The sequence below is a fragment of the Mycobacterium sp. 2YAF39 genome (genome assembly GCF_052114565.1).
Lineage (GTDB): Bacteria > Actinomycetota > Actinomycetes > Mycobacteriales > Mycobacteriaceae > Mycobacterium.
Genome location: NZ_JBFREZ010000004.1, coordinates 419,729 through 444,456, shown reverse-complemented (window position 1 = coordinate 444,456; position 24,728 = coordinate 419,729). Strand labels below are relative to the sequence as shown.

General features: G+C 65.1%; 21 protein-coding genes. 5 read left to right on the top strand and 16 right to left on the bottom strand.

Translation table 11 applies throughout. The features are described 5' to 3' along the window. From AB4Z42_RS15160 to AB4Z42_RS15140, 5 genes are all read right to left on the bottom strand, one after another. Window positions 1-1,743: an NAD(P)/FAD-dependent oxidoreductase gene (locus tag AB4Z42_RS15160; protein WP_442009997.1), complete on the bottom strand. Its 1,743-nt coding sequence runs from the start codon at window positions 1,741-1,743 to the stop codon at window positions 1-3. 216 nt (window positions 1,744-1,959) lie between these two features. Beyond that, window positions 1,960-2,772: an acetolactate decarboxylase gene (budA, locus tag AB4Z42_RS15155; protein WP_442009996.1), complete on the bottom strand. Its 813-nt coding sequence runs from the start codon at window positions 2,770-2,772 to the stop codon at window positions 1,960-1,962. Between the two features lie 30 nt (window positions 2,773-2,802). Then, entirely contained in the window at window positions 2,803-4,473 is a 1,671-nt protein-coding gene (alsS, locus tag AB4Z42_RS15150; protein WP_442009995.1) for an acetolactate synthase AlsS, read from the bottom strand. A 216-nt stretch (window positions 4,474-4,689) separates the two neighbouring features. After that, the gene (locus AB4Z42_RS15145) at window positions 4,690-5,823 is read right to left on the bottom strand and encodes an alpha/beta hydrolase (protein WP_442009994.1); all 1,134 of its coding nucleotides are present in this window, start codon (window positions 5,821-5,823) and stop codon (window positions 4,690-4,692) included. Between the two features lie 12 nt (window positions 5,824-5,835). Beyond that, a complete protein-coding gene (locus AB4Z42_RS15140) occupies window positions 5,836-7,113 on the bottom strand; it encodes an MFS transporter (RefSeq protein ID WP_442009993.1) in 1,278 nt (425 codons plus the stop codon). Window positions 7,114-7,215: 102 nt separating this feature from the next. Between AB4Z42_RS15140 and AB4Z42_RS15135 the strand changes: the two genes are divergently transcribed. The 3 genes from AB4Z42_RS15135 to AB4Z42_RS15125 all read left to right on the top strand — a co-directional run bounded on the left by AB4Z42_RS15135 (window position 7,216) and on the right by AB4Z42_RS15125 (window position 9,832). Further along, complete coding sequence (locus tag AB4Z42_RS15135) at window positions 7,216-8,112, top strand: helix-turn-helix transcriptional regulator (RefSeq protein ID WP_442009992.1); 897 nt, start codon at window positions 7,216-7,218, stop codon at window positions 8,110-8,112. 557 nt (window positions 8,113-8,669) lie between these two features. Then, window positions 8,670-9,011, top strand: a complete 342-nt coding sequence (locus AB4Z42_RS15130) for a helix-turn-helix domain-containing protein (RefSeq protein WP_442009991.1) — start codon at window positions 8,670-8,672, stop codon at window positions 9,009-9,011. A gap of 140 nt (window positions 9,012-9,151) precedes the next feature. After that, window positions 9,152-9,832, top strand: a complete 681-nt coding sequence (locus AB4Z42_RS15125) for a GAF and ANTAR domain-containing protein (protein WP_442009990.1) — start codon at window positions 9,152-9,154, stop codon at window positions 9,830-9,832. 27 nt (window positions 9,833-9,859) lie between these two features. On the opposite strand, the gene AB4Z42_RS15120 is transcribed toward AB4Z42_RS15125, so the two are convergent. Further along, window positions 9,860-10,894: a hypothetical protein gene (locus AB4Z42_RS15120; RefSeq protein WP_442009989.1), complete on the bottom strand. Its 1,035-nt coding sequence runs from the start codon at window positions 10,892-10,894 to the stop codon at window positions 9,860-9,862. 231 nt (window positions 10,895-11,125) lie between these two features. Further along, window positions 11,126-11,689, bottom strand: coding sequence for a TetR/AcrR family transcriptional regulator C-terminal ligand-binding domain-containing protein (locus tag AB4Z42_RS15115; protein WP_442009988.1), 564 nt, complete (start codon window positions 11,687-11,689; stop codon window positions 11,126-11,128). A 92-nt stretch (window positions 11,690-11,781) separates the two neighbouring features. On the opposite strand from AB4Z42_RS15115, the gene AB4Z42_RS15110 reads away from it, so the two are divergent. Further along, window positions 11,782-12,807, top strand: a complete 1,026-nt coding sequence (locus AB4Z42_RS15110) for an alpha/beta fold hydrolase (protein ID WP_442009987.1) — start codon at window positions 11,782-11,784, stop codon at window positions 12,805-12,807. Between the two features lie 255 nt (window positions 12,808-13,062). Here AB4Z42_RS15110 and dnaB read toward each other — a convergent pair whose 3' ends face one another. The 5 genes from dnaB to rpsF all read right to left on the bottom strand — a co-directional run bounded on the left by dnaB (window position 13,063) and on the right by rpsF (window position 17,850). After that, complete coding sequence (dnaB, locus tag AB4Z42_RS15105; RefSeq protein WP_442009986.1) at window positions 13,063-15,699, bottom strand: replicative DNA helicase; 2,637 nt, start codon at window positions 15,697-15,699, stop codon at window positions 13,063-13,065. A gap of 481 nt (window positions 15,700-16,180) precedes the next feature. Continuing rightward, on the bottom strand, window positions 16,181-16,639 hold the full coding sequence (rplI, locus tag AB4Z42_RS15100) for a 50S ribosomal protein L9 (protein ID WP_442009985.1): 459 nt from the start codon (window positions 16,637-16,639) through the stop codon (window positions 16,181-16,183). Between the two features lie 19 nt (window positions 16,640-16,658). Next, window positions 16,659-16,922, bottom strand: a complete 264-nt coding sequence (gene rpsR / locus AB4Z42_RS15095) for a 30S ribosomal protein S18 (protein ID WP_014210198.1) — start codon at window positions 16,920-16,922, stop codon at window positions 16,659-16,661. Between the two features lie 38 nt (window positions 16,923-16,960). Continuing rightward, window positions 16,961-17,476 carry a single-stranded DNA-binding protein gene (locus tag AB4Z42_RS15090; protein WP_442009984.1) on the bottom strand — a complete coding sequence of 172 codons (516 nt, stop codon included), beginning with the start codon at window positions 17,474-17,476 and terminating at the stop codon, window positions 16,961-16,963. An 83-nt stretch (window positions 17,477-17,559) separates the two neighbouring features. Beyond that, window positions 17,560-17,850 (bottom strand): 30S ribosomal protein S6, encoded by a 291-nt coding sequence (gene rpsF / locus AB4Z42_RS15085; RefSeq protein ID WP_014210200.1) that lies wholly within the window; start codon window positions 17,848-17,850, stop codon window positions 17,560-17,562. Window positions 17,851-17,990: 140 nt separating this feature from the next. Between rpsF and AB4Z42_RS15080 the strand changes: the two genes are divergently transcribed. Then, window positions 17,991-19,310, top strand: a complete 1,320-nt coding sequence (locus AB4Z42_RS15080) for an adenylate/guanylate cyclase domain-containing protein (RefSeq protein ID WP_442009983.1) — start codon at window positions 17,991-17,993, stop codon at window positions 19,308-19,310. Here the strand turns inward: AB4Z42_RS15080 and AB4Z42_RS15075 are convergent, their stop codons facing one another. The 4 genes from AB4Z42_RS15075 to AB4Z42_RS15060 are packed head-to-tail and all read right to left on the bottom strand — an operon-like array spanning window position 19,311 to window position 24,661. After that, window positions 19,311-20,018 carry an SGNH/GDSL hydrolase family protein gene (locus AB4Z42_RS15075; RefSeq protein ID WP_442009982.1) on the bottom strand — a complete coding sequence of 236 codons (708 nt, stop codon included), beginning with the start codon at window positions 20,016-20,018 and terminating at the stop codon, window positions 19,311-19,313. A 35-nt stretch (window positions 20,019-20,053) separates the two neighbouring features. Beyond that, window positions 20,054-21,718: a glycosyltransferase family 87 protein gene (locus AB4Z42_RS15070; protein WP_442010059.1), complete on the bottom strand. Its 1,665-nt coding sequence runs from the start codon at window positions 21,716-21,718 to the stop codon at window positions 20,054-20,056. A 14-nt stretch (window positions 21,719-21,732) separates the two neighbouring features. Beyond that, window positions 21,733-24,234 (bottom strand): transglycosylase domain-containing protein, encoded by a 2,502-nt coding sequence (locus AB4Z42_RS15065; RefSeq protein WP_442009981.1) that lies wholly within the window; start codon window positions 24,232-24,234, stop codon window positions 21,733-21,735. After that, entirely contained in the window at window positions 24,227-24,661 is a 435-nt protein-coding gene (locus AB4Z42_RS15060; RefSeq protein WP_442009980.1) for a DUF5318 domain-containing protein, read from the bottom strand. Before AB4Z42_RS15060 ends, AB4Z42_RS15065 begins: the two co-directional genes overlap by 8 nt. Window positions 24,662-24,728: the final 67 nt, after the last annotated feature.

Below are 24,728 nucleotides of genomic sequence, written 5' to 3'. Positions count from 1 at the left end.
TCACGTGGATTGAAGGATCGGTGAGGTGGCGACGATCCAGTCGCCACTGAGCGGGTTGGTGGCCTGTTCGTGTCGGTACGTTGATCGCAACTCGTGCAGGAATGAATCCCGTTGCCACGCTTGTACCTGCCGCATGACCTCGTCGTCGCCGAACATCGACGACTTGTCCGCGATGACGGTTTCGGCCAGCTGACCCGCGAGCTGACGCAGCAGTCGAGCATTCGCATCGAACTGTTCGTCGAAGTCGGCACTCGCGCCCATCATCGCGGTGTGCAGCGTCACCATGAAGTTGAGGGGTGTGTACAGGTCGACGAATCGCACAGAGGGCGTGCCGATCTCGATTGCGGCCCACTCCCGGAAGAATCGCTGGACACGATTACTCAGGGCGATGAGCCCGTCGAGGTGGGGGACGAAGCCCGGGTCGTCGGCAAGGCCGACGAACTTCCCGTTCATGTACAGAAGGCCGATGAACCCCCAGTAGAAGGCGACATCCCAGATGATCTTCGCCGACATCACCGTCGGCGTGCCCATCAGCGTGTACTGCCGCTCGTAGACGGCCAGCCACATCTCGGTGAGCGACCGGAAGAGGGTGTCGCTGATGTGAGCTCGCGCGACGATGTCTTCGCCGTCCAGATCCCTGGTGACCATGTCGGTGAGCAGCCCGTTGCCAATCGCGACCAGATCCAGACCCGACGAATACAGCGGATCGAGGAATACGCCTGAGTCACCCGTGAGGCCCCATCGGTCGCGCCCATCGAAGACCTTTGCCGCGCCGTGGCTGTATTTCTTCATGACCCGGAAGTCTTTGATCAGGTGCGCGTCCTTCGCCACGACCGCCGCGCACTGGGGCTCATGTTCGCGCAGCCACGCTGTCGCCCTGTCCAGGGTGTTGAACTCGTCGAAACTGTGAAACGCCGGGTCGGCCACGATACCGACGCTGGTGGCACCAGAGGCTAGTCGGATAAGCCAGACCCAATACCCTTCGCCCATCAGGTGATTGGTGGACATGGCACGATCACCCTCGACAAGGCGGTCCTGCCAGGCCTGGTCGTCGCTCCATCGACCGACGTCGATCTCCGTCGCGATCCGGAACCACGCGGAATTGCATTTGTGTTCGTTGGCCTGCTTGAGATCCAACTGTCGTCCGAGCATCCGGCTGCGGCCCGACGCGTCGACCACCCAGCGTGCCGTGGTGTGCGTGACTGCGTCTCCGGTCTGGAACGAAATCGTGTGCGGACGGTTCTCGAATCCGAATTCCACTGAACGGACCCGACCGTTGGCGATGTCGACACCCTGTTCCACGCAGCGCCGGCTGAGCTCGTTCTCCAGCCTGCCGCGGTCGATCTGGTAGGTCACCTGCGGAACGAACGAGGAACTGCCGAGTTCCATCCGTTGCGCGATATCGGTGTTCTGCCCGTGTGAAAAGAACATCCGCAGACCCATCTTGCGAATGTGTGAGGTGCTCAGATGGTCGGCCAGGCCGAGACGCTCACGCAGGTAGTGCGCCGACACCTCGACCGTCGACTCGCCGACCGTGTGGGTGATCTCGGGCACCGGGTGGACGTTCGGATCGATCACCAGGATTCGCGTGGTTGGACGAGCGCGGCGAAGCTCCAGCGCCAGCGTGAGGGCCGCGACGCCTCCTCCGATGATGCTGACGTCGTGATCCGCTGCCGGGATGTCGGCCGGGGAGAGGCGCGATCGGATGCGTTGGGCAAACGCCTCCCGTGTCTCCTGACTCATCTGCCCGACCTGTGCCCGCGCGTCCACCGTTGCCCCTCCCTCGAGTCGTGTCGTCGATGTGCCCAGCATTCAGACCGCTAACGAGTTGGGAGCGGACCGAACCGTCCCTAACGATGCAGAATCGATGCAACGCACACCTGTGACGAGGGAACCACACTTGTGGCACGGGGGGAATCGGGTCAGTTATTACCGATTCCTGACATCGCGCGCCCGCGGCTAGGCGCCGCCTTCGGCCTTGCGTATCTGCTCGTCGACCGCGCCACCCGGCGGCATCGAGGTGGTCAGGAAGGCGCCCGACTGCGGCAGGCTGAGGTGCAGGTCGCTGATCGTGTCGATCGCCACGGTGCCGGTGGTGAGCGTGAAGTCGAGGCAATGCCCGCCGCGTGTTCGACTGTCGTCCAGGAAGTGCAGGTGATACCCGGCGACCGTGATCCCCTGCTCGTAGCTGGGGCTGAGGTACCCGGCGAGTGTTCCGGCGATGTCGGTGAACGTGGCTTCGGCTTGGCCCTCGGTGGCCTCGGTCAGCGGCGGGTACGGCTTGTCCTGCCGTGCGACGGTTCGGGTCCGCACCGTGCTGAACTGGCCGGTGACCCGTATCGCGTAGTTCAAGTTATGACTCGAGATCTGTGCGGAGACAAGGTCGTCGAGATGCTGGTACGTCGTCGGGGTGTCCACCGCGAACGTGGTCCGTGGTCTGAAGTACGTGACGGCGGCAAACGGTGTCAGCTCGCTTTGCGCTGAGACCGCGGCGGTTCCATCCGAGCGCAGGTGGTAGCAGACTCCGTCGAGGATGATCATTTCGCCGTCGAGGCTGTTGAAGGTCCCCAGTCCGAAGTCGCCACGAGTGAGCAGTTCGCCGATGGTGACGTCGCCGTCGTAGACGCCGCCCAGCAGCGCTTCGAGCGTCGAGTACTGATACACCTCATGCGGAGCCTGCGGTGCGCCCGTCGTTGCGGCGGCCAGTGGAAGGTGATGGTGCAGCGCTTGCGCCAGCTGGGCGATCCGGCCCTGCGCCTTACCGTCGGTCATGGTTACTCCTCGGCGCCGATCGATGCCCGGTCAGTGGAACGCGTCGTCGTGAAGTTGTTGCCCCAATTCCTCGTTGTGGCTGTAATCGACCGGCACGTCGATGATGCTGACTCCCGGCTCGGCCAACGCCGTCTTGAGCGTGCTGACGAACTCCGTCATCGAGTTCACCCGATACCCGTGCGCGCCGAACGCGGCGGCGTAGCTCACCGTGTCGTAGGGGCCGAGTTGAACGCCGGAGCTGCGTCCGTACTTCATCACCTCCTGGAACGCGACCATGTTGTAGGTGTCGTCGCGCAGGATGATGTGCGTCAGCGTCACCCTCAAGCGGCGAGCGGTTTCGAGTTCCTGCGCGGAGAACAAGAAGCCGCCGTCACCGGAAACCGAGACGATTTGCGTACCCGGTCGCACCAAGGCCGCGGCGATGGCCCAGGGAAGCGAAACACCCAGTGTCTGTTGGCCATTGGAGAACATCAGGTGTCGGGGTCGGTAGCACCGGAAGTGCCGGGCCATGAAGATGTAGTTCGAGCCGATGTCGCATGCGACGGTGGCATCATCGGTCAGATTGTCCCGAAGGGCCAGTACGACAGCGACCGGATTCAATCCGCGGTCGGATTCGCTTCTGGCCCTTGCGTCCTCATCGATGGTGGTGAGCCGATCGCGCTGTTCCGCGATGGCGGTGTTGACCTCTGCGTCGAGTGTGAGGCCGGCCAGCTGCGGCGCGAGCTGATCCAGGGTCGCCGCGATGTCGCCCTGGAGTTCGATCTGCGGCTGATAGTGGTTGTCGATCATCGCGGGCAATGCGTCGATGTGGATGATCGCCCTGGTGTCGTCTGGGTTCCACAGCTGCGCGTCGTACTCCACGGGGTCATAACCCACGGCGAGGACGACGTCGGCACGTGCGAGCAGGACATCACCGGGTTGATTACGGAAGAGTCCGACCCGTCCGAGGTAGTGCGATTCGAGTTCGCGCGAGATGACTCCGGCGGCCTGGAATGTCTCCACCACAGGCAGATCGGTGTATGTGATGAGCCGGTGCAGCGCCTCGGTGACATCGGGGTCTGCGCCGCGGTCACCGATGAGCAGGACGGGCATGCGCGCATCGCGAACCGCTTCAGCGGCACGTGTGATGTCTGCGGCGGGGGCGGGTCCCAGGCGCGGCGTCGCTGGAATCGCCGTCAGAGCCGCCGAGGTTGCCGCCGCCGCCACATCGGACGGCAGTACCACCGCGGTGGCTCCACGCGGATGGGCGGCAGCGATGCGGAACGCGTTGGCGACGGTCTCTGCGACGTCATCGGGAGCGTTGACTTCACCGGTGAACTTGGTGACCGTGCTGAGTAGGCCTGCGGCGTCCATCGATTGGTGCGTGCGCTTGAGCCGTTGGTCGCGCGATACTGCTCCGCAGATCGCCACCAGCGGATCCTGCTCTGTGGTGGCGGTGATCAGCCCGGTCGCCAGGTTGGTGGTACCCGGCCCGGAGGTCACCGCGACGACACCTGGAACGCCCGTCAACCGGCCGATGGCCGCTGCCATGAAAGCCGCGTTCTGTTCGTGGCGACATACGACGACCTCAGCCGAACTGTCGAGCAGGGCATCGAAGAGGGCATCGATCTTCGCCCCCGGGATGCCGAACACGTACCGGACGCCGGCCAGCTCGATCGCCTCGACTACCCGCTGAGCTGAGCGGACAGGCGTCGAGTCCATCGGTGATCTCCTGCCTAGGGTTCGGTAGGCAGCCAGGTTACCGAGCAGAGTGTGGAGGCGGCGCGCTTTACCCGGGCAGCCGGACGCCGCGGTCATCCGTCGTCACTGAGCGTCCGAGTAACTTCAGCGGCGGCGGCGCACCGTACGCCCTTGATCCCGACAATGCCGCGCGGCTATGGGACATCGGAGTTGCGTTAGCGGGCGTCTAGTCAACGGTCATTTGCCGCTGTCCAGGTTGGTCCGGAAGAAGGTGGCCAATGTGTCGAAGGGGATGAGGTCGGTTCGGTCGTAGAGGTCGACGTGACCGGCGCCCGGAACGGTCACCAGTTGCTTGGGTTCGGCGGCGAGTTGGTACGCCTGTTCGCTGAACTCGCGCGAGTGCGCCTGGTCACCAGTGATGAACAGCATGGGGCGCGGGGAGATCGTCTCGATGTCTTCGAACGGGTAGAAGTTCATGAATCGCACGTTGCTGCTCAGCGTCGGCTGGGTGGTGGTGTCGGGGCTATTGCCTCGGGCGGTGCGGTAGAAGTCGTAGAACTCTCGGTCGATCGCCGTTGACTGCTCGGTGAGCTCGAACGGCGTACCGCCGACGTACTTGACGTCACCGCCTCTGAACTCGACGTCGCGCTGCTGCGCGGCCTGAGCCAGAGCCTGCTGTCGCATCTCGGGTGTCATTGCGCCGCGCAGTCCGTTGCGGTTGGCCCCGCCCATGTCGTACATGCTGACCGTGGCAACGGCTTTGATCCGGGGGTCGATCTTGGCGGCACTGATGACAAAGCTTCCGCTCCCGCAAACGCCGAGCGCACCGATACGTTCGGCGTCGACGAATGACTGGGTGCGCAGGTAGTCCACGGCGGCGCTGAAGTCTTCGGTGTAGACATCGGGGGCCACCAGGTTCCGCGGTTGCCCCTCACTCTCGCCCCAGTACGACAGGTCCAGGGACAGGGTGACGAAGCCCCGCTCGGCGAGCTTGGTGGCGTAGAGGTCGGCGCTCTGCTCCTTGACCGCACCCATGGGATGTCCGACGACCATCGCCGCGTTCTTCGCGTTGCGGTCCAAGTCGTTGGGCACGAACAGGTTTCCGGTCACGTTCATCTGATACTGGTTCTTGAAGGTCACCTTCTGCACAGTGACCCGGTCGCTGGTGTAGAAGTTGTCGGCACCCCGCGACGTATCGCCGGGTGCCAGACTCGCCGTTGGGAGAGCCGGTGCCTGCGATGCGGTGGTGCGTTCGGATGGGGCACACCCCGTGGTGGCGAGGACGCCGAGGACGACGGCGCCGCCGGCCATCTTCATCAGGCGACGGCCCTTGCGGTTCGGCGTCGTGGTGGTCGTGACGGTCGTGATCATGGTTGGCTCCTTCTAGTTTGATGTAACACAAAGCCGGTCGGCTTCGTCGTTGTCGCACGTCTGTTGGTCGTGGCTCGTGTGGGTCTGAGTGCGGGACAGCCGAGTCAGCGCCAGCACCGACAGTGGAACGAGGGTCAGCGCCGTGATGATCGTTCCGGTGACGGGAGGTCCCAGTTCGTCAAGAGATGAGTCGAGTGCCCGGCCGGCGATCCAACTGCCTACCGCCGTACCAAGATTGAACGCCGACGTGCTCAACGCGGAGGCGAGCGTCGGTGCTCGGTGTGCGAAGCGCACTGCCAATGCGATCAGAATGGGGTTGACCGTCATGGAGGTCAGCCCGAGCAGGCCGATCAAGACGACGGTCGGCAGGGTGTGCTGCGAGAGGACACAAATGCCGAGCAGGATGACTGCCGTTGCGGCAGAGGCGATGATCGTCGTCGAGTACGCGCGGGTGTCTCCGAGGCGACCCCCGAGGAAGGATCCCATGAGGGCGCCGACGCCGAATCCGACCAGGGCCAGGGGCACCAGAGTGCCGGATAGTCCAGCCCGGTTCGTCAACAGCGGCGCGACGTAGCTGTAGGTGGCCAGAGTGCCACCCATGATCATCACGGCGGAGAGCAGGGCGAGCCACAGCTGCCGGGAGCGCAGACTGGCCAGTTCGGCACGAACGCATGCACGCGGCGCCGTGGGATCGTCGTCCGGGACGTACGTCACGATGAGGACTGCAGCAGCGACCGCAAGGCCGGCCAGTACCCAAAAGGGGCCGCGCCACCCAATCAGTTGCCCGGCAAAGGCGCCGAGTGGGACGCCGATGACGTTGGCGAGCATCCCGCCGCCCAGGACGACGCCCAGGGCGCGGGAGCTCGCTGCGGGCCCGGCGGCGCGGCTGGCGACCACGGCGGCGATCGCCCAGAACGCGCCGGTGGCCAAGGCCGTGAGGAACCGTGCCGCCAGCAGGAGCGGGAAGCCCGAGCCGACCGCGACGACGACGTGGCCCACCGCGAACACCACGAGCGCCAGCGTCAGCGTCGTCCGGCGGGGCAGCCGCAGAGTGAGAATGGCCATGCCCGGCGTTCCGACGATCATCCCGATTGCGAAGACAGTGATCAGCAGACCTGCCCGGGCCGGCGTGACGTCGAGGTCGACGGCGATCTCGGGGAGCAAGCCGGCGATGATGAACTCGGTGGTCCCCATCAGGAAGGTGCCGACGGCGAGGACATAGACGACGAGCGGCAGCCGAGTGGACGCGGGGTTCGCTGCGGGTCGTTCTGATGTCTGGCGCGTGTCCATGTCTACGAGGAAACGCGGGTCGCGGCTGGGTAGGGAGTCCCTGCTGAGGGGTGTATCGACAGTGCATCCCTCGAAGCTGCGCTCGGTCGTACCGTGGTCGACATGGACAACCGAGCCGAAGCCCGCGAGTTTCTGATGACGCGGCGGGCGAAGGTCACCCCGCAGCAGGCGGGTTTGCCGGAGTTCGGGAACCGCCGGGTGCCCGGGTTGCGCCGCGGGGAGGTGGCATCACTGGCCGGTGTCAGCATCGAGTACTACAGCAAGCTCGAACGTGGCGGCCTGGCTGGTGTCTCGACGTCGGTCCTCGACGCGATCGCCCGCGCCCTGCAACTCGACGACGCCGAACGGGCCCACCTGTTCCACCTCGCTCACGCCGCCGACGGCACCAGCGCAGGCATGCGTCCGCGGCGGCGCCCGGCGAAGCGCTGGACTCCTCGGCCCAGTCTGCAGTGGGCCCTGGACAAGTTCACCGCCCCCGCGATCGTGCGCAACGGCCGGATGGATCTGTTGGCCGTGAATCACCTTGGCCGGGGCATGCATTCGTCGGTGTACGACAGCGACCCCAGCCGGCCACCGAACTTCGCCCGCTACACCTTCCTCGACGAGGGGTCCCGTCGCTTCTATCCGCACTGGGATGAGGCCGCCGACATTTGCGTGGCCATCCTGCGCACAGAGGCCGGCCGTGACCCCCACGACAGCCTGCTGCAGGATCTCGTCGGCGAATTGTCCACCCGCAGTGACGAATTCCGCCGCCGCTGGGGCGCCCACAACGTGCGCAGCCATGGTGCCGGGGCGAAGACGTTCCACCACGACGTGGTCGGCGACCTCGAGCTGTTCTACGAGAGCGTCGACATGATCTCCGATCCGGGGCTGACGTTGACCCTCTACGTCGCCGAGCCCGCGTCGCCAACGGCGCACGCTCTGGAACTGCTCGCGTCCTGGACCGCCGAGCAGCTTCCGGAACCTGCGACCGGCGATCATTCCGAGCACCTGACATGACCCACCTGCGCGCCAAGGCCACCCGCCACCTCGATGCCGACTGCGGCGGCGGCCTCTGAGTCGATGTGACGCAAGATCGTGTCCGCATCCACAGATCCAGGATTCAAGCCAGCCATACGGCGGCCGTAGAACACTTTCTGTCCCTGACAAGGTCCAAAATCTATCGCCGGGAGGGTAGACATTCCGCTTTAGCGCGGATAGAGTTCATCGTGCAACGAGCACAGAGGGTGATTGGCACGGGAGATGACGAAACTACCCGTGAGGTACAGAAGGGGCGGCTGAGACCTGTAGTCCGTGATCGGACCGTCGATGGTCGCCCGAGAATGTCAGGTAGTAAGTAGGGCAGTAACCGCAGAAGGAAGGAGGAGTTACCGTCGGATCGCCCGCGTTGTTCATCAGCCGGGCCGATGCCGCAGATTCCACAGCAGTATCGATGGATGGTAGTGATCTCCTCAGGGCCGGCGCCCCCGGTACGACTATTTCCGGGGCGCCGGCCCTTCACTGTGTGTGGGGCATTGCTTCGGGCGCCAACCCGCCCGCCGGTCCCGTGAAAGGTGTTGATTCAGACGACTAGCGGTCCCGCCGGCGGCGATCCGAACGACAAGTTCGAAGACGAGGACTACCCGGCCTACAGCATGGGTAGCGCTGCCCAGATCCTCGGCACAACACCAGGATTCCTTCGCAGCCTCGACGAGGCGAACCTGCTCGTTCCCCACCGCTCAGAAGGTGGGCACCGTCGCTACTCACGCTATCAACTACGGATGGCAGCCAGAGCCCGCGAACTCGTTGACCGCGGCACCGCCTTGGAAGCTGCCTGCCGCATCATCGTTCTCGAAGACCAACTCGCAGACGCCCAAGCGCTCAACGCCGAACTCAACCGTCGCCTAAACGGCCGCTAATCTGTGCCGGCGTGTGCCGCTCGACAATCATGAGCATGGCGACCGCGTACAGCCCCACCGCACACACGTGGATTCGAGCGTTTCCCGCAGCCGATCGACCCAAACGTTCGGACACACCTACCGAAGGGCATGATCGCGGGATGACGTCGCATAACCACGGTCTTGCTTTGCGCATGGCGGAGTTGGCGCAGGTGATCGCGTTGCGCCCGATCGACGATGTGCTCGTCGACGTCACCACGGCCGCGAAGGAACTGATTCCCGGCGTCGACATCGCCGGTGTGCTCCTGGTCGGTACAGGCGGAACCCACCAAACGCTCGCACCCACATCTGATCTCATGTTCAAGCTCGACGATCTGCAGATGGCCACTGGCGAGGGGCCTTGTCTGCAGGCCGCGCTGGACGAGGTCGTGATCCGCACCGACGACTTCCGCGACGAGCCACGCTTTCCCCACTACGCCCCCAAGGTCGCTGAGCTCGGCCTTCGTAGCGCACTGTCGCTCAAGTTGTACACCGCCGACCGCACCGCGGGCGCGCTGAACCTGTTCGGATATGAGCCGAATCTATGGGACACCGAGGCCGAAACCATCGGGATGGTGCTCGCCGCGCATGCCGCCGCAGCGATCCTGGCGACGCGCGAAGGCGATCAACTTAATTCGGCGCTGTCCTCGCGCGATCGGATCGGCCAGGCCAAAGGCATCCTCATGGAACGCTACAAAGTCGACGACGTCCGCGCATTCGCCATGCTTCGACAACTGTCCCAAGACGCCAACACCAAGCTCGTCGACATCGCACAGCGCGTCATTGACACCCGCGCGGATTGACGTCGCGGCGAACTCACCGCGATCCAGTCAGTTCGATTTGTCGAAACGCTGGCGTTGTCGAATCCCATATGCGGCCGCCTTTACGGCGTCGTCATCCTCCATACCCGATCCCAGGGCACCCCCCAATGTCGCAACTGCCGCCACCAACCAGGCCATCATCAACAGGGTTGAAAAGCTGGTGGGATGGCCGATGTTTTGCGCGACCATTTGCGGCGGAAGCGTCCACCATGCGGTCACCAGCAGCAGGATGAACAGCCCGATGTGGAGAATGGCGACGCCGATGGTCAGGGTGACGACAGTCGCCGCGTTGTACAACGCCGCACGTTCACGTTCGCCGGCCGAATGCGGCCGTTCCCACAATTCGTGGTCAAGGATCAGCCAGGCGATCATCGCCACGCTGGCCAAGATCGTCGTGGCGGTCAGCCGCCAAGGGCCCATGGTGTCGGACAGCTGCCAAATCGTCGGATACGCGAGGCTCACGGCCCCAGCGGCGAACGCCGCCATCAACACCTTGGACAAACCAGCAGCCAATCGCCACGGGCGGTTGGCGTAAACCATGCCCATCAAAAGCCGCAGACGTCCCAGGCCTGCCGGCGCCACGTAGCGGACGACATCGTCCTCCTGTGTCCGCGTCAGCCGCTTCACGGATCGGTGTTGCTTGTCCCGCTGGTTCGTCACCTCGGCGACGACTGTCTGTGCCAAATTCTGCACCCGGCGATCGATGAACAAGCCGCCTGTTCCAGGAATGGAAATCAGGCCGAACCGGTCATGCAAGCTGATGTCGGCAACCACCGGCGTCGTCCCCAGACGTCGTGGCAGATCGGTCAGGTAGATGACGATGTCCTCGGTCTCGGCGGCCGGGTCAACGGTGCGGATCACCTCTACGACCTCGGCATGCTCATCGATCGGATAGGAGTCGCGTCGCATAGACACGTCCCACTTGTCGTCGGCGGTAGCACCGTCCGCCAGCGCACTGGGGAGGGAATCAGAAAGACGTTTGGCTATCGCCGCCGGAGCACCGGGATCGGCGACTAACAAGATTGATGACGCGGGGTCTGCCATTAAGTCCCGCATACCTCGAAGCCCAGACCGCGAAACGTCCCTGGTGGCACGATGTCAAGTCACCGGGCGGCGACCGCCTCCGATCAGGTTCCGAAAGGCCCTCGGGCTGCCGCGGGTACGCGGTTGCGTTTTCCGTAGTGCCGGCATGCCACGCTATCTGATTTCACGGTGCCTCCTTAGTCAGGCCGCAAGGGCCGGTTCCGAATAGCCCACGGCGAGTTAGCCATTCGGTCAGCGGACCATCGCCAGCACGTCGCGCACCAGCCGTCGTGCGTACTCGTGATCGACTTCCAGGGCGAAGGCGACGTGGTGGTACAACGGCGCGATGACGTGGTCGAGGATCTGCGCAACCGTCGGTGTCGGCTCTCCGCGTTCGCCGGCTCGGCGCACCATCTCCGCCGCCTGCTCATGCCGTGTCTCCATGACCGGGCATCGCGCCACGATCTCGACGCGTGCCGACACCATCGCGCGCAGATATCGAGCCCGCCCGGGTCGGGTGATGTCAGACGCGATGATGCTCGCCCACTCCGTCAAGTCCCCCTCGAGCGATCCGGTGTCGGGTACCGATTCACCGTCCCGCGTCAGGGCGGCGACCGCGACTTCCTCGAGGAGCGCATTGACGTCGTCCCAGCGTCGGTACAGCGTCGTCGGGTTGACCCCGGCCCGTTCGGCGATCACCGGGAAGCTGATCTTGGCGGCGCCCTCGCCGACCAATTCGCCGACCGATGTGTAGATCGCGGCCATCACCCGACTAGCCCGTCCTCCGGGGCGGCTCGCGGCTGCCTGGTTCACCATGCCGACGATCGTACGCAAAGAAATTTGCTTTAACTCACTATTGCCGTACCGTCGAGAAAGCAAAGTTCATTGCTTTACGGACAGAGGTTCCCATGCCCGACCACACAGCATCGACGCTCGTCTCGCGCACCTTCAGCACGCCTCGCCACACGACCCACTACCTCGAGTGCGGGCCGACCGACGGACCGCTGATGGTCTTCCTCCACGGCTGGCCGAGCATCGGTTTGCTGTGGCGCGCCCAGATGAACGCGTTCGCCGACGACGGTTGGCGCTGCGTCGCACCCGATCTCCGCGGCTACGGCGGATCCTCCATTCCGAGGGCCGACAGCGCGTACACCATCGAAGAAGTCGTGGCAGACATGGTGGAACTTCACGACCACCTTGGCGGCGAGCCTGCGATCTGGGTTGGCCACGACTGGGGCAGCGTCGTGGCTGGCGATGTGGCTGCACACGAGCCCGGCCGCAGCCGTGGCGTTGTGCTGACCTCGTTGGCCTACTATCCCGACGGACATGCCATGCAGACAGTCGTTCCGCTGGTCGACCGAACGATCTATCCGGCCGACGAATATCCCGATGGCCAATGGGACTACTACCGCTACTACACGACGCATTTCGAGGCGGCAGTCGCCGACCTCGATGCGGACAAGGCCGCATCACTGGCGTCGATCTTCCAGCCGGGCAATCCCGCCAACGTCGGCAAGGTTTCGCCGAACGCAGTGATTTCCCGCAACGGCGGGCGCTTCGGCGCCGCACACCACGCCCCGCCGACTCAACCCGACCCGGCTCTCTGGCCGTCGGCAGACTTCGACGCGTTACTGCAAGCGTTCCAGGCTCATGGCTTCGGCCCAGCCTGCGCGTGGTACCTCAACGACGACGCCAACATCGCCTACGCGCGCAAGGCACCCGATGACGGCCGCCTGGCTCAGCCAGTGCTGTTCGTCAACGGTGACTTCGATCAGATCTGCAGCATCACCGGAAACCGCCAAGGCGACCCGATGCGCGCCGCCTGCGCGGACCTCACCGAGACGTCGATGCCCGCTGGACACTGGCTGCCGCTGGAACATAAGGAAGAGCACATTCAGGCCATTCGCACCTGGCTCGCGGAGAAGAATCTGTAGTGCGGCAACCGCTTACTTCGACGAGCGCAGCGCGACATGAGATCACGGCGCGCGGGTTGTGAGCCCGCCGTCCCGCCGAGTCCCCCGCGGGCGGCCTCCCCGCGGCAGACCGGAATCGTTCTGGGAGCGTTGCCGCCCCCGTGTCCGTCGCCATAGGTGCACCATCGGTCGCTCTGCCCTCGGTGTCCTCGGCGTTGGGGGTGTCGTTCGCAGCCGTGCGATTTGAAGCGCGGCGTGAGAACCTACAACTGCGGTCTACACCTTCGCCATGTTCGTGAACCGCGACAGGTGCAACTGATGCGCGACAGTCACCGTTCGTGTTGGGCCTGCGCGGTGCTTGGCGATGATCAGGTCTGCTTCACCACCGCGCGGGTCGTCACTTTCGAACGCGTCCGGTCGATGCAGAAGGATCACCATGTCGCTATCCTGCTCGATACTTCCCGACTCGCGTAGGTCAGCGAGCATCGGCTTCTTGTCCGTGCGCTGTTCCGGACCACGGTTGAGCTGACTCATCGCCACCACCGGAACTTCGAGCTCCTTCGCCAAAAGCTTTATCTGACGGGAGAATTCGGACACTTCCTGCTGACGCGACTCGACCTTCTTGCCCGAGGTCATCAGCTGCAGGTAGTCGATGACGATGAGGCGAAGGTCTGCCTTCTGCTTCAGCCGTCTCGCTTTCGCGCGGATCTCCATCATCGTCAGGTTCGGAGAGTCGTCGATATACAGCGGCGCTTCACTGATCTCACTCATGCGCCGCGCCAAACGCGTCCAGTCGTCGTCGCTCATCCGGCCCGACCGCATGTCGGCGAGTTTGATCTTCGCCTCCGCGGACAGCAGGCGCATCACGATCTCGGACTTACTCATTTCGAGGGAGAACACGATGCTCGGCAGATGGTGCTTGATGGAGCACGACCGCATGAAGTCCAGGCCCAGCGTCGAGTTGTGTGTCGGCACCATGGCGCGCCCCGCGAGATACATGTGGTCGTCGTTGTCGACCTCCACGCATCGCACCGGAACACTCTCGACAGGCCGCACGTCGACGATGAACCGCAAGACCGACCGCGCCGTCCCGCGGCCCCCTCGACGCTCCTTGTGCAGCAGACTCTTTCGAGTGAGCCCGAAGACGTCATCCTCCGTCGAGAAGTTGAGGATGTACGCGACCGACGAATCAGGGCTGCGGCCCTTCACCGGCTTCTGGGCGACTTGGCACCGGTAACCGAGGCTGACGACCAGTTCCTCGACATCGGTCGCCAGTCGGCGGTCAGTGACGCAGAACTGAACAGCGCCACTCGCAGTGACCGTGCCGTCGGTGTCAAGCAATCCCGCCAACAGCGCTCGCCGCTGCGACTCCGACGCACGCAGGTACTCGCTCGGGATGTGCTTCTTGCCCAGCACGCCGATCGTGCGCAGCTGCGCCTGCAGCGTGCCGACCGCATTACGGCACTCCTGGCACAGCCTGAGACCGCACGACGCTCCGCCGCAATGAGCACAGATGGGCGCCGGCACCCGATCCGACATGAACCGTGCGCGTCCTCCACAGGATCGGCCACACGTCCGCACCTGACTGGTCTGCGGGACGAACGATGCACCGCAGACGACACAGTTGCGCGCAGCGATCTCCTCGGCCTCGGGTAACCGCAATTGGTATCGATAGAGCGCAGTGCTGGACTTGTGAGCGACGAAGCCGTCCGCCTCGATACGCATGATGACTTCCGGATCCGCTGTGGTGATCTGAGCGGACGCGCTAGTTCCGTCACCGAGCCACGCGCCGAGCGTGTACGGCGGGACGAGCAGATCGCGTTCAGGCGCTTGCAGCGGCGCGGCATTGGCGACCGAGTGGTTGAGTCTGCGGTCGGCGGTCGAGCACCGAAGCGTGTCGGCGATTTCGCGGGTCGTCCGGACGGCGGCGAACGTGCGCCGATTCTTGGTCCGGTTGTATCCGCTCGCAGCGGCTTGGGCTGACTTGCGCGATGCTCGCGTATCCGTAAGCCATTGGTGCTCGGCGTCGGCGACGATGACCGTGCCGTCCGAGAACTCGACCTCGAAGCACGGTCGTCCGAACATGATCTCCGTCGCGGCGACCACCCGCGTCGGCTCACCGTTGGCACCGATCAACTGATCTCCGACGGCGACCTCGCCCATCGTCGTCCAGCCGGTCGGTGTCGGCAGCGGCGTATCGAGCTTGAGCGCCTTGCCCATACCCGGTCGGGCCGCGACGACGATCATCTGGCCGGGGTGCAGTCCGTTGGTCAGCTCGTCGAGGTCGGTGAAGCCCGTCGGCACGCCTCTCGAGATGCCGCCCTGCGATGCGATGGCATCGATCTCGTCCATGGTCGGCTGCAAGAGTTCCTCGAGCGGGACGAAGTCCTCTGACGTACTCCGACCCTCGGTCACGTCGTAGATCTCGGCCTGCGCGCGGTCGACGATGTCGGCGACGTCGGCGCCATCCGCGCCCGCATAGCCGTACTGCACCACCCGCGTGCCTGCCTCCACGAGGCGACGGAGGAGCGCCTTCTCCGCGACGATGCCGGCGTAAAAGCCCGCATTGGCGGCGGTCGGCACCGTGGAGATCAGCGTGTGCAGATAGGGCGCGCCACCGATACGGCGAAGCAGTCCGCGCCGATCCAGTTCGGCGGCCACCGTCACCGCATCGGCCGGCTCGCCCCGGCCGTACAGATCCAGGATTGAGTCGTAGACGTTCTGGTGCGCGGGCCGATAGAAGTCGCCCGGACGCAGCCGCTCGAGCACGTCGGCGATCGCGTCCTTGCTCAAGAGCATGCCGCCCAACACCGCCTGCTCGGCGGCGGCGTCCTGCGGAGGTTGGCGTCCGAAATCTTCACTGGGCGGCGCAGCGTCCATGTCTGAACGGCCGAGATCATCCATTACCGCCACGGAGCTACACCTCCCCTGAACTCGGTCGAACGTCAGTTCGATAGTCGTTTACCGTGACTGTAAGCCCAGACTCGGACATCCGCCCCCGTTCGGTCGCCCTAACGGGCGTGCGACGGCCAACGCTAGACGTTGCTGGAGCAGTGGGGAAACGGTCCTGTTGATGGACCTGTGGATGGGCTGTGCATAGGTCTGGACAGGCATGTTGAGTCGCTGGGGAGAACCTGTGGACAACTTGCTTTTTTCCGAGTATCCGCGCAGATAGTCGCACCATAAACCCCATGGAATTCTGTGGATGGGAATTCCTACGGCGTGTCGTCTTCGGTAGCGGTCTCGGGCGTGTTGTGTTTCGGCTCGGGAGCACGCAGGTTAACAGCCGGTTATCTTCGCTGTCGCCTAGCCACTGTAGGAAGTTCGCCAGCGCGCACAGCAACGGCCGGGTGAAGATCGATCAAGTCCTCACCCGGCCGTATAGAGGCTGTTGCTATTGCCCGGCGACGACGCTCAGGGACACCGAAGCGTTCACTTCGGGGTGAAGCCGCACCGTGACGGGATGGGTCCCGACCGACTTGATGTGCGCCTTGGGCAGCTGCACCGTGCGCTTGTCCAGATTCGGGCCGCCGGCCTTCTTGATGGCGCTGACAACGTCGGCGCCAGTGACCGAGCCGAACAGCTTGCCGCTGTCTCCGGCTGACTTCACCGACAGCTCGACTGCGCCAAGACCCTCGATGGCCGTCTTCAGTTCACGAGCGTGCTCGAGACCCTGCACGGCCTTCGCGTCGCGAGCCCGACGGATCTCGTCGGCCTGGCGCTCGGCGCCACGCGATGCCACGACGGCCATGCCGCGGGGCAGCAGGAAGTTACGTCCGTAGCCGTCCTTGACTTCCACGATGTCGCCCGAGGAACCCAGGTGGTCCACCTCGGTAGTGAGAATGAGTTTCATATCTTCGTCTTCCTCGTGCTTATCGCGTGGAGCTGCTGAACGGCAGCAGCGCCACCTCGCGGGCGTTCTTCACCGCGATGGCGATGTCGCGCTGGTGCTGCACGCAGTTGCCGGTCACGCGGCGGGCGCGGATCTTGCCGCGCTCGCTGATGTAGGTACGCAGCAGTGCCGTGTCCTTGTAGTCGATGATCTGGTTCTTGCCCTTCTTGGAGCAGAACACGCACTTGCGGGTCTTGACCGGCTTCTCGGGTGCCGGGCGCCTCTTCGTGGAGGACTTGGCCATGTGTCTATCTCTTTCTGGAATTGCTGATCAGTAATAAGTCAGAAGGGTGGTTCGTCGTCGCCGCCGCTGAACGACCCGGACGCCGGGGCGCTGCCCCACGGGTCTTCCTGCTTGGCGTCGGAGCCGCCGGCAGGAGCCGCTGCGCGCGAACCACCGCCGCCGCCGAACCCACCGCCACCGCCGCCGCTGCGGCTGGCTTTGTTCACCTTGGCTGTCGCGTACTTCAGTGACGGGCCGATCTCGTCGACCTCGAGTTCCACGACGGTGCGCTTCTCGCCTTCACGGGTCTCGAAGGAACGCTGCTTGAGCCGTCCCTGCACGATCACCCGCGAGCCACGCGTCAGGCTCTCGGCCACGTTCTCGGCCGCCTCACGCCAGATGTTGCAGCGGAGGAACAGCGCTTCGCCGTCCTTCCACTCATTGGTCTGACGGTCGAAGATGCGCGGTGTCGACGCGACCGTGAAGTTCGCGACGGCTGCGCCCGACGGCGTGAACCGAAGTTCGGGGTCGGCTGTCAGGTTTCCGATGACCGTGATGACGGTGTCACCAGCCACGAGTTCCTCCTGGGTTGGGTTGTCGGCGTGCGCGAAGTCAGTCGCAGGCGAGCCTACGGAGCCGCTCCGACGAACGGCACCCTTTAGTGCTTGTCGGTCCGCATTACCTTGGTCCGCAGGACGGACTCGTTCAGGTTGAGCTGGCGGTCCAGTTCGGACACCGTGGCGGACTCGGCCTTCACATCGACGACGGCGTAGATGCCCTCGGCATGCTTGGCGATCTCGTAAGCCAGCCGGCGCTTACCCCAGATGTCGACCTTGTCGACAGATCCGCCGTCTTTGCGGATGACGTTGAGGAATGTCTCCAACGACGGAGCGACCGTGCGCTCGTCGAGAGTGGGGTCAAGGATGACCATGATTTCGTATGGACGCATGAGAACCACACCACCTCCTCTGGGCTAACGGCCACGGACTGTCCGCGGCAGGAGGGTTACCTGCGTCGGCAACCGGGCCAGGTTACAGGAATGCCCGCTGATCTGCGAAATCGCGCTGTTCGGCGATTTAGACTTCGGCCGTGTTCTCCGAGACACGGTATGCGCTGAACGGGGATCTGCGCGTCGCGTATCGCGCTTCTCGGGCTGGTGAACGTGACATCGTTTTCGTTCCGACGTGGTTCACCAACTGCGAAGTCATGCCGGAGCTGCCGTCGATCCAGGGCTGGGTCGAAGCAATGACGTCGCTCGGTCGGTTCATCCTCTTCGATCAACCTGGGACCGGCGCATCGGATCCCCTGGGTCCCGGCACGATGCCGACGCTTGAGCAATGGACCGACAGCATCACGGTGGTCCTGGACGCACTCGGCATCGGCGAGGCGATTCTCGTCGCTGTCGCCGGTGCGGTGTCGACCGCGGCGCTGTTCGCAGCGGCACACCCGTCTCGAACCACAGCACTCGTGGCGTTGGAGGCATACCCGGATCCAATTGCGGTGACCGCCGACGGCCAGACGCACGACGAAGTCCGCGACGCCTTTGTCGCCACGTGGGGGACCGGAGAGTTCCAGCACTTCACCAATCCGGACATGCCCTGGAATGAGGAGATCCGGGCGGCGTGGGCACGATTCGAGCGCCTGGCGGCGAGCCCACGAACCGTTGCGCACATGTGGCCGCTTGTGGGCGAATTGGACGTCCGAGCAGTGCTCCCCACGGTCCGCGTGCCCACGCTGGTCGTCCAGCACGCCGACGACGCCATCGTCACGCCCGAGAAGGGTAGATATATCGCCGAGCACATCCACGCCGCGAAATACGCCGAGCTGCCTGGCCGAAACATGTACCACATCGTCGAGCCGTGGCGAGAGTCCTTCCAAGTGGTCGCCGAGTTTCTGACCGGTGAGCAGCCCGACATCACCGACGACCGTGTACTTGCGACGGTTCTCTTCACCGACATCGTGGACTCAACGCGACGCGCCTCGGACATGGGTGACCGCGATTGGCGCGCACTGCTCGACGCACATGACGCCGTCGTCCGCGCACAGCTCGCCCGCTTCCGCGGCCGCGAGGTCAGCACGGCGGGCGACAGCTTCCTCGCCACGTTCGACGGACCACAGCGAGCGATCCGCTGCGCCATGGCAATTCGCGACGCCGTGCAAGCACTCGGCATCGAAGTGCGCGCCGGGCTGCACACCGGCGAGTGCGAGCTCCGCGGCGACGACATCGGCGGGATCGCCGTGCACATCGGCGCCCGGGTCAGCGCACTGGCCGGCGCCAGCGACGTCCTCGTCTCCAGCACGCTGCGCGACCTCGTCATCGGATCCGGACTCGAATTCGAGGACCGCGGCACTCACGCACTCAAGGGTGTGCCCGGCGAATGGCATCTCTTCGCCGTCGCGTCGGTTTAGTCACTTACAGGGTGCGGGCACCTGGCCTGCGAGCTCGGTGGCCCACGCCTCGTAGGCCTCCGGGGTGGGGTGGATGCCGTCCTCGACCCACAGGCTCTCGTCGGCCTGCTGCTTGTAGATCGGTCGCATATCGACGAATTCGGCGCCGCGCGATTTGGCTTCCTCGATGAGTATCGAATCGAACTCATCCCGCGCCTGCGGTTCGATGTATCCCTGACCGCTGGGCGCCCGGAACCATTCGTTCTGCGCGAGAACGATGACGCGTGCGCCACTACCGGTCGCCGCGTCGAGCACCGCCTGCACATTGCTGCGGTACTCGTCGGCCGTTATCCCGTTCACCAAGTCGTTGCCGCCGGCCTGAAAGGTGATCAGCGTCGGCTTGAACTCCTCGATCTGCGGCACCTCTTCCTCGAGGACCTGGCCCGCGGTGTAGCCGCTGATGCCGGCGTTCTGCAGTTCGACCTGGCAGCCACCGTCGCGCCACTTCTCGGCGAGCAGTGCGGGGAACGATCCCGTCTGCTCGTCGGGTGCGCCGACGCCCTGGCTCAGTGAGTCGCCGAGCGCGAGGTACCGCACGGATCCGTCGGTGGGTGCTGCATTGGCGGATCCGGCGGACGAGGTCGGTGCCGGGCTCTGGGATTGGCTGCAGCCGCCGACCAGCGCGACGGCGGCGACAAGTACGAACAGGCGTCGAGTCGTCCCGGTCATTGGTCGACCATAACTTCTGCTCGCGACGAAGGTGCCTACCTCGCGTCGACCAGTTCGGGATCCGGCTCCGGCGGGGCGCTGATCCGAGTCCTGTCCCGATCCGGGCGCAGCCAGTCGGGCAGCCAACGCGGCGGCGCATCGGGCGCACCGTCGAACACCCCTCCGGTCGGGTCGTCGACCTCGCCTCCAAAACGGACCAGATCCTTCTCGGGGCGGTAGATCTGGTGAATCACCAACGCGCACAGACCGATCACCGCGATATCCCGCAGCACCACCACGACGGTGAACGGTTGCTCGGGCAGGCCCTTGTTCTGCTCACCGTAGAGGTACAGCATCCGCGGTATCCACACCAGAGCGTCGATCGTCATCCACGCCAGCAGGATGCGCCGGTGCGGCAGCGCAAGAACCGCCAGCGGCACCAGCCACAACGAGAACTGCGGACTCCACACCTTGTTCGTCAGTAGGAACGCCGCGACCACAAGGAATGCCACCTGCGCCACCCGCGGGCGCTGCTTGGCCGTCAGCACGATGTAAGCGATTGCAATGCAACACGATACGAACAACACCGCGGACACGCCGTTGAGCACCGTCGGTGGCTCCCACATTCCCAGGTCGGGATCGAAGCCCCGCCAGCCGGTGAACGAGCGGACCACGTTGTAGATCGAATCCATATCGTCGCCGCGACGGGTGTTGAGCCGGAAGAACTCTGACCATCCCCGCGGGTACAGGATCATGATCGGCAGGTTCACCACCGCCCACGTCACCACCGCGGCGGTCGTCGTCTTGCCGACCTCGCGCAGCTTGCCGGTGCGCACCGCCAACAACGCCAACGGGAGCAGCAACAGCAACGGATACAGCTTGGCCGCCACCCCGACACCGATGAGCACACCCGCCAGCACCGGTTTTCGCCGGGCCCACGCGAGCAATGCCCCCGTCGCGAAAGCCGTTGCGAGAGCGTCGAAGTTGGTGAAAATCTGGAAGATCACGATCGGCGACGCCGCCACCAGTGCCGCATCCCAGACCCGTCGCGGTCCGGCCAGTCGCGAGGTCGCCCACACCGTCGCCAGCCACGCCAGCGCCAATCCGAACGCGGCGATGTTGAAGAACATCACCACCTCGGCGAGTAACGGCAACGCCACCAGCTTCGACAGCGCGGTGTACGACTTCGCGATCGCCATCGATGCGTACTGGTAGAGACCGGTCAGCACCGGATACTCCATGTACCGCACCGCGATGTTGCCGTCGAACTGAGTCTTCGGCTTACCCGTGGAATCCTTCTCCACCCAGCTGGATTTGTAGGGGAACTTGCCGAGGTTCAACAGTTCTGCCGTGTAGAGCGGAACGGTGTCGGAATAGCAGAGCTCGTAGTACGACCGCTGGTTATCCCAGTTGGCGACGCGCTGGTCGGGCGAGCCCGTGCCGGTCGTCTGCAGGCAGGCCGCCTTGGTCGAGTACCCGAGCGCGAGAAACACCAGCGCGATGAGCAGCATCGCCCGCAGCGGGGTGAAGAACCGTTGTCTGCCGATCAGCGCGTGCTTGCCGACGGGCCCGCCGATCACTTCGGACAGCCCCGAGCCGATGGTGTCGGTGCGGCTGGGCAGGTCGCGGTCGTCGAGGCTGCGAAGGTCGTGCGCGAGCCGAGCCGGAGAGACCGTCGACGGACCGGGCGACGCCGTCGCCGGCTCGCCGTCGTCGTCCAGATCTACACCCGCTGTCACGGAGGCGGAGGCGGGGCCCCCGGCACCCCCGGAGGCGGCGGAGGCGCCCCTGGGGCGACGGGCACGGGCGGCGGAGCGACGGGCACCGTCGTCGGCGGGCCCCACGGGATCGTCACACCGGGAGCCAACTCGATCGTCGGCTGGATCACGGTCTCCGAAGGTGGCGGCGGCACCCCCGGCGGCGGGCTGGAAGGAGGCGGCGGGGCCTGCGGCACACCCGCATACCCTCCGATCTCCTCAGGCTTGGGGAACGTCTCGTTCTCGGTGCCGTCCAGCGCGCCGTCCATCGTCGACTTCCAGATGTCCGACGGCAGGCCCGACCCGTACACCGGCGAACCGTACGAGTTCTCCAACGGTTTGGTGCCTTCGGTGGTGCCGACCCAGACCGCGGTCGACAACGACGGCGTGAAGCCGACCATCCAGGCGTCGCGGTTGGCGCCGGTGTCGCCGAGCTGGTTGGTTCCCGTCTTCGCGCCCGACGCGCGACCGCCGGACAGTGCATGGCCGTTGGAGTACGCGGCGATCGGCTGCATCGCGGCGATGACGTTGTCGGCCACCTTCTTGTCGATGCGCTGCTCGCCCTCGTTGTCCTGCTGCGAGGCGTCGAACAGCACCTCGCCGGAAGAGTTGACGACCTTCTGGACGAAGTGCGGCTTGTGGTAGATGCCCGACGCCGCGATCGTCGCGTACGCCGATGCCATGTCGAGCACGCGAGTCTGGTACTGGCCCAACACGACTCCGTTGTTGGGCGGTCCGCCCTTACCGTCCTCGGACAGCGTGTGGTCCACACCGGGGAAGCTCTCGGCGATGCCCGCCTCGTGCGCGGCCTTGGCCACGTCGGCGGGGCCGTTCTCCAGCTTGAGCATCAGCCGGTAGTAGCTGGTGTTCAGCGAGCGCTTCAGCGCTTCGGCGATGTTGCAGGTGCCGCAGCCGCCGCCTTCGACGTTGTTGATCGTGATGCCGTTCAAGTCCACAGGGGAACTGTCGACCTGGGTGCCCAGACCCATCCCCTGCTGCAACGCGGCGATCAGAGCGAACACCTTGAACGACGATCCGGTGGGCAGTCCGGCCTGCGCGAAGTCGAACCCGTTGGCGTCGGTTCCGCCGTAATAGGCCTCGACCCCGCCCGTCTTCGGATTGATCGACACGATCGCGGTACGCATGTCGGGGTCCTGCCCCTCGAGGTACTCGGCCGCGGCGTCCTCGGCGGCCTTCTGTGCCTGGGGGTTGATGGTCGTGGTGATCTGCAGACCCTCGGTGTTGAGGGTCTGCTCGTTGATGTCGAAGAGCTCGAGCAGTTCCTTCTGCACCTGATGTTCGATGAGCCCGTTGGGGCCGGTCGTCTGGTTGGCCGCACTCGCCTGATCCGGTGGCACCGTCGGCGGAAACACCTGCGCGGCACGATCGGTCGGTGACAGTGCGCCGATCTCCACCATGCCGTCGAGCACCCAGTTCCACCGCGACTCGGCGCCTTCGGGGTTCACCGCGGGGTCGAGCCCGGAGGGCTGCTGGATCAGCGCGGCCAGCAGCGCGCCCTCGGCGACGTTGAGCTGCTCGACGGGCTTGCCGAAGTAGGCCTTGGACGCGGCGCCGATGCCGTAGGAACCGCGGCCGAAATAGATGATGTTCAGATACGACTGCAGCACCTGATCTTTGGACCATTCGCCGGACATCTTCGTCGAGATGACGACTTCCTTGGCCTTGCGGATCAAGCCGCCGATGCCGGAGCGCTCGTCACCGACCAGTGCGTTCTTGACGTACTGCTGGGTGATGGTCGACCCGCCCTGCAGATCGCCGCCGAACAGGTTGTTCTTCATGGCCCTGATGAACCCGGTGAACGAGAAACCGGGGTTGGAGTAGAAGTCGCGGTCCTCGGCGGCCATGACCGCGTTGCGCACCTGCACCGGTATCTGGTCGATGTTGACGTCGACGCGGTTGCCTTCCGGCGGAACGATTTTCGCAAGCTCGCTGCCGTCGCTGGCAAGGATCGTCGAAACTTGATTGGTGCGGATGTCGCCCGGCTTGGGCACCTCGACGATCATGTACGCCATCGCGAAGGTGACGATCGGCAGCAAGATCATCACTGCCACCGCGGCGATGAGCCCGCGCCGGACCCACTTCCAGTTGATCTGCAGACCTTGTCCCGGCTGCCTGCGCGGCGGCCGTCCCGGAGGTCCTCCACCGCCGGGCGGACGGCCCGGTGGCGGCGGGATCGGGGGCGGCTGCTTGGGCGCCGGTGTGCCATCGAGCGCGGCCTTCACCGCGTCGATGGGATCGCGCCACTGTGGCGGCGCGACGTCACGCACCGGCGGGAGGATGGCCGTATGCCGGTCGTCGGGCGGCAGGCTGCGCGCACGGGGCGCAGGGGCTGGATCCGCCTGCTGACGGTGCCGTGCCGGCTCGTAGGGGCGTTTCGGTCCGGGCTCGCTCACACCATCAGCCAACCGCCCTGCACGGGCCTCGTCGGCTGACCGGTCGTGGCGCCCTTCGCTATTCACTGGCCGTGCGCGCACGACTGCGCGCCGTCTGGGTCCGCCTCGGTGTGCGCGATCCCTTCGGGGGCGGGACTGCGCCGAGTACGTACGACTTGACCAAGTGATTCCATTCGCAGGTGCGGCATACCTCCACCACGTGTACAGAGAACTCGTCGAAGCGGGTTGCCAACAGGACCAACTCCTCGGCGGAGCGCGCCGATCCGGATACGGCGCCCAGGTGGTCGCCGAACACCCACGACACGAGGGTGAGCTGCTCCTTGCGGCAGATCGGGCACGTTACCGAACTGGGCTTGCCGTGGAACTTCGCGGCGCGCAGCAGATAAGGATTCGCGTCGCAGACCTCCGAGACGCCGGTGCGTCCCGAGTAGACCTCCGCCAGCAGGGACCGCCGCCGAAGTGCGTAGTCCACCACCTGTCGCTGCAATCGCACGGAGACCAGAGTACGTCGGCCGCGTGAGCGCGGAGGCGCGACGGCGCCGACGCTTGCTCCCCATGTG